The organism is Streptomyces sp. NPDC046261, assembly GCF_040646235.1.
In the GTDB taxonomy this organism is placed as follows: Bacteria; Actinomycetota; Actinomycetes; order Streptomycetales; family Streptomycetaceae; genus Streptomyces.
Window position 1 is genome coordinate 63,435 of the sequence record NZ_JBEYZU010000001.1, and the last position, 13,268, is coordinate 76,702.

17 protein-coding genes are annotated in these 13,268 nt (G+C 73.3%); 10 read left to right on the plus strand and 7 right to left on the minus strand.

The genetic code is table 11. From position 1 onward, the window contains the following. Nucleotides 1-185: 185 nt before the first annotated feature. From ABZ956_RS00270 to ABZ956_RS00290, 5 genes are all read left to right on the plus strand, one after another. The gene (locus tag ABZ956_RS00270; RefSeq protein WP_361884801.1) at nucleotides 186-1,187 is read left to right on the plus strand and encodes a DUF4328 domain-containing protein; all 1,002 of its coding nucleotides are present in this window, start codon (nucleotides 186-188) and stop codon (nucleotides 1,185-1,187) included. Between the two features lie 16 nt (nucleotides 1,188-1,203). Next, nucleotides 1,204-1,890, plus strand: a complete 687-nt coding sequence (locus ABZ956_RS00275; protein ID WP_361884803.1) for an RNA polymerase sigma factor — start codon at nucleotides 1,204-1,206, stop codon at nucleotides 1,888-1,890. After that, a complete protein-coding gene (locus ABZ956_RS00280; RefSeq protein ID WP_361884805.1) occupies nucleotides 1,890-2,933 on the plus strand; it encodes a hypothetical protein in 1,044 nt (347 codons plus the stop codon). The genes ABZ956_RS00275 and ABZ956_RS00280 overlap by 1 nt, the downstream gene beginning before the upstream one ends. A 180-nt stretch (nucleotides 2,934-3,113) precedes the next feature. Then, nucleotides 3,114-4,697, plus strand: coding sequence for a methylmalonyl-CoA mutase family protein (locus tag ABZ956_RS00285; RefSeq protein WP_361884807.1), 1,584 nt, complete (start codon nucleotides 3,114-3,116; stop codon nucleotides 4,695-4,697). 31 nt (nucleotides 4,698-4,728) lie between these two features. Then, nucleotides 4,729-4,947: a hypothetical protein gene (locus ABZ956_RS00290; RefSeq protein ID WP_106678233.1), complete on the plus strand. Its 219-nt coding sequence runs from the start codon at nucleotides 4,729-4,731 to the stop codon at nucleotides 4,945-4,947. Nucleotide 4,948: 1 nt separating this feature from the next. Here the strand turns inward: ABZ956_RS00290 and ABZ956_RS00295 are convergent, their stop codons facing one another. Then, complete coding sequence (locus ABZ956_RS00295) at nucleotides 4,949-6,430, minus strand: alpha/beta hydrolase (RefSeq protein ID WP_361884809.1); 1,482 nt, start codon at nucleotides 6,428-6,430, stop codon at nucleotides 4,949-4,951. 135 nt (nucleotides 6,431-6,565) lie between these two features. Between ABZ956_RS00295 and ABZ956_RS00300 the strand changes: the two genes are divergently transcribed. Then, nucleotides 6,566-7,117, plus strand: a complete 552-nt coding sequence (locus ABZ956_RS00300) for a hypothetical protein (protein ID WP_361884811.1) — start codon at nucleotides 6,566-6,568, stop codon at nucleotides 7,115-7,117. Here the strand turns inward: ABZ956_RS00300 and ABZ956_RS00305 are convergent. Next, complete coding sequence (locus ABZ956_RS00305) at nucleotides 7,101-7,307, minus strand: DUF397 domain-containing protein (protein ID WP_361884813.1); 207 nt, start codon at nucleotides 7,305-7,307, stop codon at nucleotides 7,101-7,103. The genes ABZ956_RS00300 and ABZ956_RS00305 overlap by 17 nt on opposite strands. Next, a complete protein-coding gene (locus tag ABZ956_RS00310) occupies nucleotides 7,291-8,124 on the minus strand; it encodes a helix-turn-helix transcriptional regulator (RefSeq protein ID WP_361884815.1) in 834 nt (277 codons plus the stop codon). The genes ABZ956_RS00305 and ABZ956_RS00310 overlap by 17 nt, the downstream gene beginning before the upstream one ends. 116 nt (nucleotides 8,125-8,240) lie before the next feature. Here ABZ956_RS00310 and ABZ956_RS00315 point away from each other — a divergent pair, with 116 nt between their 5' ends. The 3 genes from ABZ956_RS00315 to ABZ956_RS00325 all read left to right on the plus strand — a co-directional run bounded on the left by ABZ956_RS00315 (nucleotide 8,241) and on the right by ABZ956_RS00325 (nucleotide 9,680). Further along, entirely contained in the window at nucleotides 8,241-8,609 is a 369-nt protein-coding gene (locus ABZ956_RS00315) for a hypothetical protein (RefSeq protein ID WP_361884817.1), read from the plus strand. Next, nucleotides 8,606-8,845 carry a DUF6255 family natural product biosynthesis protein gene (locus ABZ956_RS00320; protein WP_361884819.1) on the plus strand — a complete coding sequence of 80 codons (240 nt, stop codon included), beginning with the start codon at nucleotides 8,606-8,608 and terminating at the stop codon, nucleotides 8,843-8,845. Before ABZ956_RS00315 ends, ABZ956_RS00320 begins: the two co-directional genes overlap by 4 nt. A gap of 118 nt (nucleotides 8,846-8,963) precedes the next feature. Further along, nucleotides 8,964-9,680, plus strand: a complete 717-nt coding sequence (locus ABZ956_RS00325) for an aminoglycoside phosphotransferase (protein ID WP_361884821.1) — start codon at nucleotides 8,964-8,966, stop codon at nucleotides 9,678-9,680. Nucleotides 9,681-9,724: 44 nt separating this feature from the next. On the opposite strand, the gene ABZ956_RS00330 is transcribed toward ABZ956_RS00325, so the two are convergent. The 4 genes from ABZ956_RS00330 to ABZ956_RS00345 form a co-directional block, all read right to left on the minus strand. Then, on the minus strand, nucleotides 9,725-10,153 hold the full coding sequence (locus ABZ956_RS00330; protein ID WP_361884823.1) for a lasso peptide biosynthesis B2 protein: 429 nt from the start codon (nucleotides 10,151-10,153) through the stop codon (nucleotides 9,725-9,727). Beyond that, nucleotides 10,150-10,413: a lasso peptide biosynthesis PqqD family chaperone gene (locus ABZ956_RS00335; protein WP_361884825.1), complete on the minus strand. Its 264-nt coding sequence runs from the start codon at nucleotides 10,411-10,413 to the stop codon at nucleotides 10,150-10,152. The genes ABZ956_RS00330 and ABZ956_RS00335 overlap by 4 nt, the downstream gene beginning before the upstream one ends. Then, entirely contained in the window at nucleotides 10,410-12,107 is a 1,698-nt protein-coding gene (locus ABZ956_RS00340) for an asparagine synthase-related protein (protein ID WP_361884827.1), read from the minus strand. Before ABZ956_RS00340 ends, ABZ956_RS00335 begins: the two co-directional genes overlap by 4 nt. Before the next feature lie 157 nt (nucleotides 12,108-12,264). Then, nucleotides 12,265-12,402 (minus strand): lasso RiPP family leader peptide-containing protein, encoded by a 138-nt coding sequence (locus ABZ956_RS00345; protein ID WP_361884829.1) that lies wholly within the window; start codon nucleotides 12,400-12,402, stop codon nucleotides 12,265-12,267. Between the two features lie 187 nt (nucleotides 12,403-12,589). Between ABZ956_RS00345 and ABZ956_RS00350 the strand changes: the two genes are divergently transcribed. Continuing rightward, entirely contained in the window at nucleotides 12,590-13,246 is a 657-nt protein-coding gene (locus ABZ956_RS00350) for a GNAT family protein (RefSeq protein ID WP_361884831.1), read from the plus strand. Nucleotides 13,247-13,268: the final 22 nt, after the last annotated feature.

A 13,268-nucleotide genomic window follows, 5' to 3' on the forward strand; every position in this document is an offset into this window, starting at 1 on the left:
CCGTTGCGAACCCTGGTGGGGCACGCACTTCCTACAGCGCCGGGAATCGAAAATTCGTCACACCCCGGTGCCCGGGCACGGGCCGCGTAGTATCTCCCGCTCGTAGCCTTTTTCCTGTGGCCGGGCCGGGCCACAACCCTGGGGGTCTGAAGATGTATCCGTGCGGTCATTGCCGCGCAGCCGCGGTGGGCCATGACGGCCGCTGCGCCGCGTGCGGGGCGTACCAGCAGCCGGCGGCGCCGATGGCCGCCGCCGTGCCGCCGTACCCGTACCCGGCGGCGCCGGGCGCGATGCCCGGGGCGATGCCGGTCGGCGGGGTGGACCTGCGCCGCGGCGTGCGGATCACGCTGACGGTGCTGCTGTCGGTGGTCATGGCGGCACTGCTGCTCCTGATCGCCGCGCGCGGCCAGCAGCGCGAGGCCGTCGACGTCCTGCTCCGCGACGGCGCCACGTCCGCCGCGCTGGAGCAGGCGGACGACGCGGACGACTTCTACGCCGGGATGATGGTCCTCTACGTCCTGGTGTTCATCGCCACGGCCGTGCTGTGGGTCATCTGGTTCCGCCGGATGCGGCTCAACGCCGAGGCGTTCGCGCCCGGAACGCACCGGTTCGGCAGCGGCTGGGCCGTCGGCTCGTGGTTCACGCCGGTCGTCAACCTCTGGTTCCCCAAGCAGATGGCCAACGACATCTACCGGGCCAGCGCCCCCGCGGGCCCGCAGAGCGCGCCCAAGGGCCTGCTCAACGCATGGTGGGTGCTCTGGCTCGCGGCGAGCGGTTTCAGCTTCGTCGGCTCCGCCATGTACTCGGTGGCCGAGCGGAAGCTCGAGTCCCGCCACACCAGCCTGGATTCCGTGCGCGACGACATCCAGGCGCTGAAGACCGCGCTCTCGGTCAGCACGCTCGCCCTGCTGCTGTACGTCGTGGCCGCGCTCCTCGCCCTGCTGGTCGTCCGGCAGCTGACGCGGATGCAGGAGCAGCGCGCCCTGGCCGGCCCGCAGGCCGCGCCGCCCATGGGCGGGATGCCGATGGCGGGGATGCCGTACGGCGCCCCGGCCGCTCCGGCCGCCGGCTGGGGCCCGCAGCAGCCGCCCCATCAGCCTCCCGCGTCGCCCTACGGACAGCCTCCGTACGGTGCCCCGGGCACGGCTCCGCAGAATCCTTTCGGCAACGGTCCGCAGGGCTACTGAACCGCAGGTATGGCGCGTGGTGCAGGATGAGAGCGTGCAGGGGGACGACGCTGAGCTGACCGCCGCGGTGTGCGCGGCACAGGGCGGGGACGAAACGGCATTCCGTACGGTCTACCGGACCGTGCATCCCCGCCTGCTCGGGTACGTACGCACGCTCGTGGGCGAGTCGGACGCGGAGGACGTGGCCTCGGAGGCGTGGCTGCAGATAGCCCGCGATCTCGAGCGGTTCACCGGCGACGCCGACCGCTTCCGCGGCTGGGCGGCCAGGATCGCCCGCAACCGCGCCCTCGACCACATACGGATGCGCGGCCGGCGCCCGGCCATCGGCGGGGACGAGAGCGAACTCGCCGGCCGCGCCGCCGACGCGGACACCGCCGGGGAAGCCCTTGAGGCCCTCGGCACGGGGCAGACGCTCGCCCTGATCGCCCAGCTCCCGCAGGACCAGGCCGAGGCCGTCGTGCTGCGCGTGGTCGTCGGCCTCGACGCCAAGAGCGCCGCCGGCGTCCTGGGCAAGCGCCCCGGCGCCGTGCGCACCGCCGCACACCGGGGCCTGCGGCGGCTGGCCGAACTCGTGACGGCGGGGGGCGGCCGGCAGGCCGCCGACGCCACCCCCGGACAACGCCGGTCACACACCGGAACGGGCGGAGCCAACGCTTCTGCCGGTGTGACGCAATTGCGCGCGCGGACGCAGAAGGACATGTGATGGCGGACGACCACCGGTACGACTGGCTGGATGACGACGCCGTGGAGCGAGTGCTGCGCGGCGAATCCGTCGTCGCCGAGTGCGTGGCGGACGCGGACCGGAGCCCGGACGACGCCCCGGACAAGGCCGCCCGGCTCGCGGCCGAACGGCTGGACGCGGCGCTGCGCTCCCTGACCACCCCCCTGCCCGACGGCCCGCTGCCCGGCGAGGAGGCCGCGCTGGCCGCCTTCCGCGAGGCCCGTGCCGCGGCCGGCGCGCCGGCCGCGGCGCCGCCCGCGGCGCACCGCGCCGGACCCTCGGGCGTCGTCCGCTCCTTCCTGCGCCGCCGCCCCCTCAACACCGCCCTCGCCCTGGCCCTGGCCGGCTGCGCGGTGGGCGGCGTCGCCGTGGCCGCCGGCGCGGGCGTCCTGCCCGTCCCCTTCGGCCGCGGCGGCAAGGAGCCCACCCCGGCCAGCAGCGTGACCGTGGCCGGCGGCGGGACCGAGACCCTCGGCCCCGGCACCCCCGGCCCCCGCGTCACCCCCTCGCCCGGCGCGAGCGGCGGCCGGCACACCGCCGAGCCCGACGCGTACGGCTCCCGCCGGCCCGGCACCGCGACCCCCGGCGGCACCACGCCCGCACCGGACCGCGGCCCGACGGCGACCCCGCACACGGGCACCGGCGACGACACGGCCGACAAGGACAAGGGCCGCGACAAGAGCGACGACGCCGAGACCCTGGGCAGCCGCGCCTGGGCGGCCAAGGTCTGCCGCGAGTTCCTCACGCACGGCAAGAAGCGCGGCGGCGGCCCGGGCGTCGGCGAGGAGGAGATGCGCACCCTCGAGCGCAGCGCCGGCGGCCCCGGCGCGGTCGACCTGCGCGCGTACTGCGAAGAGGTCCTCAGCCTCCTCGACTCCTCCGGCGGTGACGCGGCCGGCGCCGCCGGCGGCCCGGCCACGGGCGGTGCGCGGACCTTGCCGCGCACCCGCAGCCGCCCCCACACCAGCCTTCCCCTCCCACCGGCGACACCAGGTGTGACACTTTTCGACGCCTCGGCGCTGTAAGAAATGAGCCGACTGGTCATCGGCTGCGCTGGAGCCGGAGTTCCCCCCATACCGTCGGCTCCGCGCATCGGCGCGGGCGGGACTCTTCCCCCGGTCCTGCCCGCGCCCCCCTCTTCGCACGGCCCCGCACCGCTACAGTCCGGATGAGGACCCTCCGAAACGGAGAGCGGGAGGCATCCCATGACCCGGTCGAGCGAATCCGGACTGCCCATCCAGCCCGTCTACGGCCCCGACGCCCTCACCGGCTGGGACCCCGCCGACAAGCTCGGCGACCCGGGCGCGTACCCCTACACCCGCGGCGTGTACCCCACGATGTACACCGGCCGCCCCTGGACGATGCGCCAGTACGCGGGCTTCGGCACCGCCGCCGAGTCCAACGCCCGCTACCGCCGGCTCATCGACCACGGCTCGCACGGCCTGTCCGTCGCCTTCGACCTGCCCACCCAGATGGGCCACGACTCCGACGCGCCGATCGCGAGCGGCGAGGTCGGCAAGGTGGGCGTGGCGATCGACTCCATCGAGGACATGCGGGTGCTCTTCGACGGCATCCCGCTCGGCGAGGTCTCCACCTCCATGACCATCAACGCCCCCGCCGCGCTGCTGCTGTTGCTGTACCAACTGGTGGCGGAGGAACAGGGCGTCCCCGGGGACCGGCTGACGGGCACGATCCAGAACGACGTCCTCAAGGAGTACATCGCCCGCGGGACGTACATCTTCCCGCCCAAGCCCTCGCTGCGCCTGACCGCCGACATCTTCCGCTACTGCGGCGCCGAGATCCCCCGCTGGAACACCATCTCCATCTCCGGCTACCACATGGCCGAGGCCGGCGCCTCGCCCGCACAGGAGATCGCCTTCACCCTGACCGACGGCATCGAGTACGTGCGCACGGCCGTGGCGGCGGGCATGGAGGTGGACGACTTCGCGCCGAGGCTGTCGTTCTTCTTCGTCTCCCGCACGACCCTGCTGGAGGAGGTCGCCAAGTTCCGGGCGGCACGCCGGATCTGGGCGCGCGTGATGCGCGAGGAGTTCGGCGCCCGCAACCCCAAGTCGCTGATGCTGCGCTTCCACACCCAGACCGCGGGCGTGCAGCTCACGGCCCAGCAGCCGGAGATCAACCTCGTGCGCGTCGCCGTCCAGGGGCTCGCGGCGGTCCTGGGCGGCACCCAGTCGCTGCACACCAATTCCTTCGACGAGGCCATCGCCCTGCCCACCGACAAGGCCGCCCGCCTCGCGCTGCGCACCCAGCAGGTGCTGGCCTACGAGACGGACGTGACGGCCACCGTCGACCCCTTCGCCGGCTCGTACGTGGTGGAGTCGATGACCGACGACGTCGAGGAGGCCGCCGTGGCCCTGATGCGGCGCGTCGAGGACCTGGGTGGGGCGGTGGCCGCCATCGAACACGGCTTCCAGAAGAGCGAGATCGAACGCAACGCCTACCGCATCGCCCAGGAGACGGAGAGCGGCGAGCGCGTCGTCGTCGGCGTCAACCGCTTCCGGCTGGACGAGGAGGAGCCGTACGAGCCGCTGCGCGTCGACCCCGGCATCGAGGCCCGGCAGCGCGAACGGCTCGCCCGGCTGCGGGCGGAGCGCGACGGGGCGGCGGTCACGGCGGCGCTCGCCGCCCTGAAGAAGGCGGCCGAGAGCACGACGGACAACGTCCTGCCCCCGATGAAGGACGCGCTGCGGGCCCGGGCGACGGTCGGCGAGGTGTGCGGGGCACTGCGCGAGGTGTGGGGCTCGCACGTGCCGACGGAGGCGTTCTGACCTCCCCCCGGGCTGAGGGACACTGAGAGGTATGTCCGCACCCCGCCGCGCCTGCCCCGTATGCACCCGCGAGATCGCCGTCGTCGGTGGCCGCTACGCCCGCCACGACCCGCCGGGCCGCCGCCCCGCGTTCTCGTACGAGCTGGTCTCCTGCCCCGGCTCGCGCCGCTCGGCGCCGCTGCTGGCCACGGAACCGCGGCTGTTCGACCCGGAGGAGCCGCCGATGGACGGCCAGCAGCAGCTGTTCTGACCTACGAACCGCCAGCCGTGCAGAGCACGTCCCGGGCGGGCCGCTGCCCGGTGGTGAGGAAGGTGGTGACGGCGCGGTCGCTGCAGGCGTTGCCGCTGCCGAGGTAGACGCCGTGGCCTCCGGCGTCGACGGACACCATGCGCGCCCGGTCGCTGAACGCCTGGCGCATCTTCAGCGCGCCGCGGTACGGGGTGGCCGGGTCGCGCAGGTTCTGCACCATGAGGACGTTGGACGGCCCGTCCGGGGTGATGCGGGTGGGCTTGTCCGTGGGGTCGTACGGCCAGAACGCGCACGGCGTCACGCCGACCGGCATCCCGGCCGTGAGCGGATGCCGGACACGGTCGACGGCCACGTCCCGGGCGTAGCCGGGCAGGGAGCGCGGCCAGCGCATGTCGTTGCACAGGACGCCGAAGAGGACGGCGGGCTCGGTGGAGCTCGCGCGCACGGGCTCGTAGGGTACGGGCGTCCCGCCGGCGTCGCGGGCCGACACGATCAGCGCGGCGAGCCGCTCGAAGCCGCGGTCGGTGTAGAGGCCCATCTGGACCGCCTGCCGCAGCCGGTTGCCGGTGAGCAGGTCCTTGCCGCCGGCCTTCTCCGGCACCTTGTCGAGTCGGGCGGCGAGCGAGAGGACCAGCGGCCGTACGTCCCCGGCCCGCTTGGCGACCCGGTGCCCGGCATCGCGCGCGGGGTCGGCGGCCCACTTCGCGAAGTCCGGGAACCGGTCGTCCGCCGCCGCCGACATGTTCGCCAGCCAGCCCCGCTCGACGCGCTCGGGATCCGGATCGCCGTTGCTGTCCAGCACCCAGCGGTCGGTGCGCTCCGGGTACTTCTGCGCGTACACGGCTCCCACGTACGTGCCGTACGACGTGCCCCACGCCGACAGCTTCTCCTCGCCCAGCGCCTGGCGCAGCCGGTCGATGTCCCGCACCTCGTTGGCGGTGGAGAAGGACCGGATCAATTCCCCGCCGTTGCGGGTGCACGCCTCGGCGATGTGGCGGGCCCGGGCGACGCTGGGCCCGATGTCCCCGTCCGGACCCGGCCAGGGGCGCAGCCGGACCAGGTCGAGGTCGTCCTCGGCCAGCTCGCAGTCGGCCTTCGTGCTGCCGCCGACCCCGCGCGGATCGAAACCGACGAGGTCGTACATCCCCCGCGTCTCCGCGCGCAGCTCCGCCCCCACCTTGGCCAGCTTCTCCGTCCCCGACCCGCCGGGCCCGCCCGGTATGACCAGCAGCGTCCCCCGCCGCTCCTGCGGCCGGTCGCTACGAAGCCGGGAGACGGCGAGCTCGATCTGGCGGCCGTCGGGCTTGCGGTAGTCGAGGGGGACGGGGAGGGTGGCGCACTCGGTGGCCGATCCGGCAGTGCAGGGCTTCCAGGTGAGGGGAGGGGGGCCCGGTCTGGCGGTGGCGGTGGGGGCGGTGAGGACGGTGGCGACGACGGCGGACGAGAGAGTGAGCAGGAGGGCCTTGCGCTGAGTAAGTGCCATACGGGACATGGTGGTTGAGTGGGGCACGCGTGACTATCCGGTGATCCACCTAGGGGTGGCGGGGGGTAGCCCCCGGAGTGATCTCCGGCTGGGCCCATAATTCCCAGGTCGACGGAGTAGTGGGAAGGCGATGACTTGGCGGAGAAGTGCACCGGGATGTACGACGCGTTCCAGCGGTGTGAGGTGAGCAAGCGCATCGACGTGCTGGCGGGCTACCTCGCGTGGCGGTACGGCGACGACGCGGATGCACGGCGGAAGGCGGCCGGAACGGCGGCGCTCGGGCGCGAGGCGCTGGAGGAGAGCGACATCGAGCTGGCGCGGCGCCACCTTGCGGATCTGGAAGCCGAGGCGGAGGAATCGGCCGACGACCCCCACTACCCGTGCGAGCCCCGCGCCTACGAGGCGGACGCGCAGGTGCGCGATTACGTGAAGGACGAGCTGCGGGGCCGCATGGCGGCGAAGACACGGGCCGATCGGGACGGGATCCGCCTGTCCATCGACGTCACGCGAAACAGGCTCCTCTTCAAGGCCCCGGCCCTGACCACGCTCGACCGCCACGACGTCCACTACATCTGCGGGCGCGCCACGATGGCCCTCGACCTGGGCCACATGGACGCGGCCCGGCGGGAGCGCGACCGACTGCGGGAGATCGAGGCGCGGTACGAGGCTGCTAGCGCAGGGCGATGAGGAGGGCGGCCCAGCTTGACGAGGGGAGTGTCAAGACGGGGCCGTGGGGGTTCTTGGAGTCCCGGATGCGGATGTGGGTGGGGATGAGGTCGTTGACTTCGAGGCAGTTGTCGCCGCCGTCATCGTCACCGGCGCTGCTGTAGCTGGACTTGCGCCACTCCGATATGTGCTGTTCAGAGCGCATGCTCATACTCCTCTGCCACTGAAGCAATCAAGGACAGTGACGCCTGGGACGAGAGGGCATCCCCCAGTGCGAGGTCGTAGGCGGTTTGACACTGAGCAACCCTCGCCGGGTCGTCGTACACCTGTCCTGTCCTGACCCCCTCAACGTACGCCAACGGAGGGGCATCGTCGAACTTGTACAGGGACAACGAACTTGGTGTGAGCGCATGGCTGCCGATGCTGAAGGGGAGCACATGCAGCCGGATGCGACCGCTGTCGGCGAGCTTCGCGACGTGGCGCAGTTGTTTGGCCATCACGGCTGGACCGCCGACCACTCTGCGCAGCACATGTTCGTCCAGGATCACCCAGATGACCGGGCTCTCCGGCTCATCGAGGATCTGCGCCCGGTCCAACCGCTCGGCAACTCGCCTTTCGATCCCGGCTGCTTTCACGTTGAGCAGCCCGTTGCGGAAGACCGCGCGGGCGTACGGCTCGATTTGCAGGAGACCGGGCGTGAGGGCAGCGCCGTACTCCTGAATGCAGGTGGCCTGCTTCTCCAGTTCCACCAGCGGCGCGAAGTGCCCGGCGAATCGCGATGGATTCAGCGTCGGCAAGAAGCGTTCGAAGAAGCCGTCCGTGCCGAGCTCTTTGTCCAGCCGCCTCGCGTCCTCAACGCGTGGTTTTCGGCGCCCCGCCTCGATATGGGCGATCATCGACGGCGAGCAGACGACGGCATCGGCGAGCGACTGCTGGGTGTGGTTCGCGGCCTCACGGCGGAGCCTCAGCTCCTCGCCGTAGACCTGCCGGGCGATGGACGGCCCTTGTGGGCGTGAGTCTTTGGTCATGGCTAACTCCTGTTCTTGACAGAGCCGTTGGAGAGCCGAACCCCCTTCCGGAGCGTAGCGGCGCACGGCAACCATCTGGGCACGGAACGTGAGAACCGACCGCGAAGGAAACAGCCGTGCACGACAGTCCCAGGCCCCACCCCGACCCCGACGTGTCGACGTACCGCGTGGGTGCGTACGTCATCGACACCCGCACGGCCACGCTCGCCCAAATCATGGGCACGCCAGGACCGCGCGTACAGGTCAGAGCTCCCGGCGGTGGCCGGGAGTGGGAGGTGCCGCCGCAGGCGTTGCGGCTGGCGACGCGGGGGGAGCGGGAGGCGGCCGGGGTTCGCGGTGTGCCGCGGTCGCCGGTCGGGTGTGCGGAGTGCGCCGAGCTGGAGGCCGTGCGCAGGGCGGCCGTCGGGGCGGCGGCGGTGGACGCCGTGGTCGCCGTGCGCAGCCATTTCCGGGACGCGCACCTGCTGCCGGCGGGGCCCTGGTGACCGGGCGCTGGGCCGGAACGGCCTACGCGGCGGCCCGCCCGGCGACGCTCTGCGCGCACAGCGCGGGGTGGACCCGGAGCGGGGGAGAGGCCCACTGCGACCGGTGCGGGGTACGGAGGTTCACGGACTACGGGGCGGTACGCCCCGCGGGGCTGCCGCACGCGATCGTGCCGTCCCCGCGAGAGCCGGAGGCGGCCGACCGGGCGGCGGCCTGGAACCTGTGCACAAGGCCCTAGGTCCGTGTCCGTAGTTTTGGTCGGGGAGGCGTGGGTGCGTACTGGTTGGGCGGGCCTGCCGGCGGGGGTTCGGGCGGCTGTGGTGGCGCGGACGGGTCCGGTGGGTGGGGTGGAGGACGTGCCGCATGGGATCACGTGCAGCTTCGCCGCGGTGTTGTCGACGGCGGGGGGCCGGGTGTTCGTGAAGGGCGTACCGGAGGACGACGCCGCGGGGCGGGCGGCGCAGGCGTGGGAGGTCGCGGTGAATCCGGCCGTGACCGGGGCGGGCCCGCAGCTGCTGTGGCGGCTCGAGACCGGCGGCTGGGACCTGTTGGGTTTTGAGTGGGTGGCTGGCCGGCACGCGGACTTGTCGCCGGGCTCGCCGGACCTGCCGCTGGTGGCCGCGGCTCTGGGGGCTGCTCAGGGCCTGGCGGCGCCGGCCGGCGTGCCCCAGTTCGTGGACCGGGACCTGGCCGGCTTCGTCACCGCGGGGGAGCGGCAACTGCTGCTCGGTGATGCGCTGCTGCACACGGACACGAACCCGCACAATCTGCTGGTGGGCGATGGGATCGCCTGGCTGGTCGACTGGGCGATGCCGGCTCGGGGGCCGGCGTGGGTGGACGTCGCCCACACCGCGGTGCGGCTGATGGAGGGCGGCTGCGGCTGCGAGGAGGCGCTGGAGTGGGCGGCCCGTTTCCCGTCGTGGCAGGCGGTGGACCGGGGCGCGGTGGCGGCGTTCGTCGCGGCGTCGTGCCGGGCCTGGGAGACGCGGGTGGGGGCGCGAGGTGCTCGCGCGTCGAATGCGCGGTTCGAGGCGTTGCTGGTGGGAGGCCAGGGCCTGACGGGCACGGCCTAACGCAGGAAGCGCGGCAGCAGGTCCGTCACCTCGGTGGGCCGCCGCTACGGGCGCTTCCGTGGTCGGCTCGGTACGACCATCAGCCGGTGGTAGTGGCCTGCGCGGTGGGACTCGCCCACGGGGTGGCCGTCGACTTCGACCCAGGCGTGGGCGCGGAAGGGGGCGGTGCGTACGCCGGTGCACCAGTCGGGCCAGACGCCGCGCATCCGGCACAACAGGGCTGTGGCCACCGAGCGTTGCAGGCAGCCCTCGCCGGCGCAGCGGGCGCTCACCGAGACGACCGCGCGGCGGGCGGTGAGGGCCTGTTCCGTCGTGGCGGGGGCGGCGCCGCGCCGGATCAGTTTCAGGGCGCGCCGGAGCTGGTGGGGTTTGAGGAGGACGAGCAGGCGGGCGGCCGCCGTGGCCAGGAGCGCCGGCGGGCGGTGGCGTAGGGGCAGGGACTCGCGAGTGGCCGGCACCATGGGCTGGCTCATGCGCTCACCACCAGCCGTGCGTCGCGCAGGGTCTTGATGAGCGCGGCCGTGTCGCTGTCGGCGCGTTCGGCGGTGAGTTGGGGGTATGTCGCGCGGAGTCTGCGGGAGGTGTCCTGCGGCGTGGCGCCGTCGAGCAGGGTGCGCAGGATGAGGCCGGCCGTGCTGTTGAGCTGCCAGTAACGGCCGGTGAGTTCGTCGAGCAGCACCATGCCGTCTTCGGTGTCCGTGGCGCAGACGTCGTGGCGCAGGGCGAGACTCACGGTGTTCCTCCGGTGGTCGCGGCGTTCGGTGAGCGGAGCCACATCTCGCTGCCCAGGGTGGGGCCGAGGGAGCGCAGGGCGTCCGGGGTCGGGTGCACCTCCAGCAGGCTCCGGCGGAGGGCGGCGGCGTCGACGAGTCCGGTGCGGGCGAGGCGGGAGTCGTCGAACAGTTCCAGCAGGGCGGCCCGGTTCCGGCGCAGGCCGGCGTGGAAGTCGGCGCTGTACTCACCCTTGGTGGAACGTCCGAGGACGGCGTCGGGCACGATGCCGCTCATGGCCGCGGCGAGCACCGGCTTGTACCGGCCGGGTGCGCTGCGTTCCGCCACGCGGACCGCCAGTGCCGACTCGAGCACGGCGTCGTCGAGGAAGGGCGCGGCGTACTCGAGCCCCAGGCGGGCGAACACCTGCCCCAGCTGACGCACGCCCCGCCCGCCGGCCTGTACGTAGGCCAGCGCCACGTGTTGCCCGCGCTGCGGTGCGAGGGGTTCGGCGGAGCCGGCGGCGTCGTGGAGCAGGCGCTGCACGGTGCGGACCGCGTCCCCGGTCGCCCAGGAGGGCATGCGCACGTCGGGGCCCCACGCCATCGAGGGGACGGGACGACCGTGGGCCGCCGGAGGGGGGCCGGTGAGGCCGTCCGCCCAGGCGGCCAGCCACTGCCGGAACGTGCTGCGGTCGGCCAGTTGGCGCAGCACCGGCCACAGCGGCCAGTGCTGGAACGCGCGGTGGTGGCGGACGCGGGCGAACGCCGCCAGCGGGTGGCCGCGGACGTAGTCGTGCAGGTACGGGGGGAACGCCTTGAACAGTTCGTCCCCGCCGCCGCCCATCATGTGCAGGCGCGAGCCCCGGCCGGTCATCAGCTCGGCGGTCGCCGCGATTCTGGCGCTGTCGCGCACCCAGGTGCCGGGTTCCTCGGTGGGGATGTCGGCGAGACCCGTCGGATCGGTGTACCACAGGGGCCATTGGTCGCGGTCCGGCGTCACATGTTCGGTGCCGGGGAGCGCGGCGGCGGCGCGTGCGGCCCAGGCGGTGTCGTCGTTGTCGGGGGCGAGGCTCTCCCAGCGCAGCGTCACCAGCTTCGCCCGGCCCCGGGCCGCTTCCCGGGTGGCCAGGAAGCACAGGCTGGTGGAGTCCATGCCGCCGGACAGGTCCGAGCTGACCGTGCCGCCGCCGGCCGTGCACGCGTCCACCGCGCCGGCCAGCGCCTCGCGCACCGCGGGCACCCCCCGAGCCGCCGGAAGCTCCGGCTCCGGTGGGTTCCACCAGCGCTGTGCGCGGGCCCGGCCGTCCGCCTCGATCAGCAGGCAGTCATGGGGCCGCAGCCCCCGCACGCCCTGCCACAGGCAGCGGTCGTCCAGGGGGTACGGGGGAGAGCCGGCCAGCAGGTGAAGGGCCAGGATCCGCTCGTCCACGACCGCTTCGGTCACCTCGGCGAGCCGGTCCGCGCGGTCGGCGGCCACCGTGGCACCGCCGACGCGGGCGTGGACGACCCGCCGCACCCCGGAGGCGCTGCCCCGGACCCGGACCCGCCCGCCCACCGAGGCCAGGAGGTGGAAGCTGCCGGTCAGGCCGCGGGCCGCCCGCTCGACGTCCCCGACGTCCCGGACGCGGCCCGCGCGCGCCGCCAACGCGTCGGCGGTGACCGGGCAGCGCCCGATCACCGCCAGCCGCCGCGGCCCCGCGACGCCCACCGTCACATATCCCTCCGGCCAACTGCCCAGCAACCAGGGACGGCCGGAGGAATGGGCGACGGACTCGGTCGCCCGGGGCCGCAGCAACCGCGCTGCGGCTGAGCCCGGTTCACCGTCAGGGAGGACCGTGAACCACACGTCACCCGTCATGAACCGGTTGGCTTCAGCCGTTGGGGGTGTACCACTCGAAGACCGTCTGCCCGCCTTCGTAGAGCATTCCGAACGGCTCGCCGCGCGTCAGCCCGGCGAAGTCGCCGACCTCCGCCACCGCCGGCGGCTCGTACATCTCGTGCTGGTCCATGGGAAAGACCCCTTCCCGCCCCTGCCTCATCAGTGCGGGGAATCCGCACTGATGATGCGCAAATGCCCAGAGCATCCCGGACTAAGCCAACTGGCGGTGTTTCTCCACTCGAAGTAGTGAACGAGGACAGGGATGGCCGTCGTAAATAGGTTCGCGCGCCCGGGCCGGCCGGCGGCAGGCTTCCGTCATGGGAATCCACTCCTGGCCCCTGTACGGGCTGCGCATCACCACGCCTCGACTCGAACTCAGACTGCCCGACCTGCCCCTGCTCGACGCCGTCTCGGCCGTGGCCGCGGACGGTGTGCACGACCCGGCCGAGATGCCCTTCCTGTACCCCTGGACCGACGGCACTCCCGCCGAGCGCGCCCGGGCGACGTTCCAGCACCTGCTCGGCACCGTCGCCGAGTGGCGCCCGGAGAAGTGGACGCTGAGCCTGGCCGTCCTCTGCGAGGGCGAGCCGGTGGGCCGGCAGGACCTCACGGCCGTCGACTTCGCGGTGACCCGCGAGATCGAGACCGGGTCCTGGCTGGGCCTGGCCCACCAGGGCCGGGGCATCGGCACCGAGATGCGGGCGGCGGTCGCCCACCTGGCGTTCGAGGGGCTGGGCGCCCGGTACATGACGTCGGCCGCCATGCCGGACAACCCCCGCTCCCTCGGCGTCTCCCGCAGGCTCGGCTACCGTCCCGACGGCCTGCTCGTCGCCTCCGTACGCGGTCAGGCCCGTACGTTCCGGCGCCTGCGCCTGGACCGCGAGGCATGGCAGGCGCACCGCACCGTCCCCGTCGACATCCAGGGCCTTGAGCCCTGCCTCCCCCTGTTCCTGGGGGACGCCGTCGCCCCGTGAGGCCAGGTGGTCCTGCAACTCC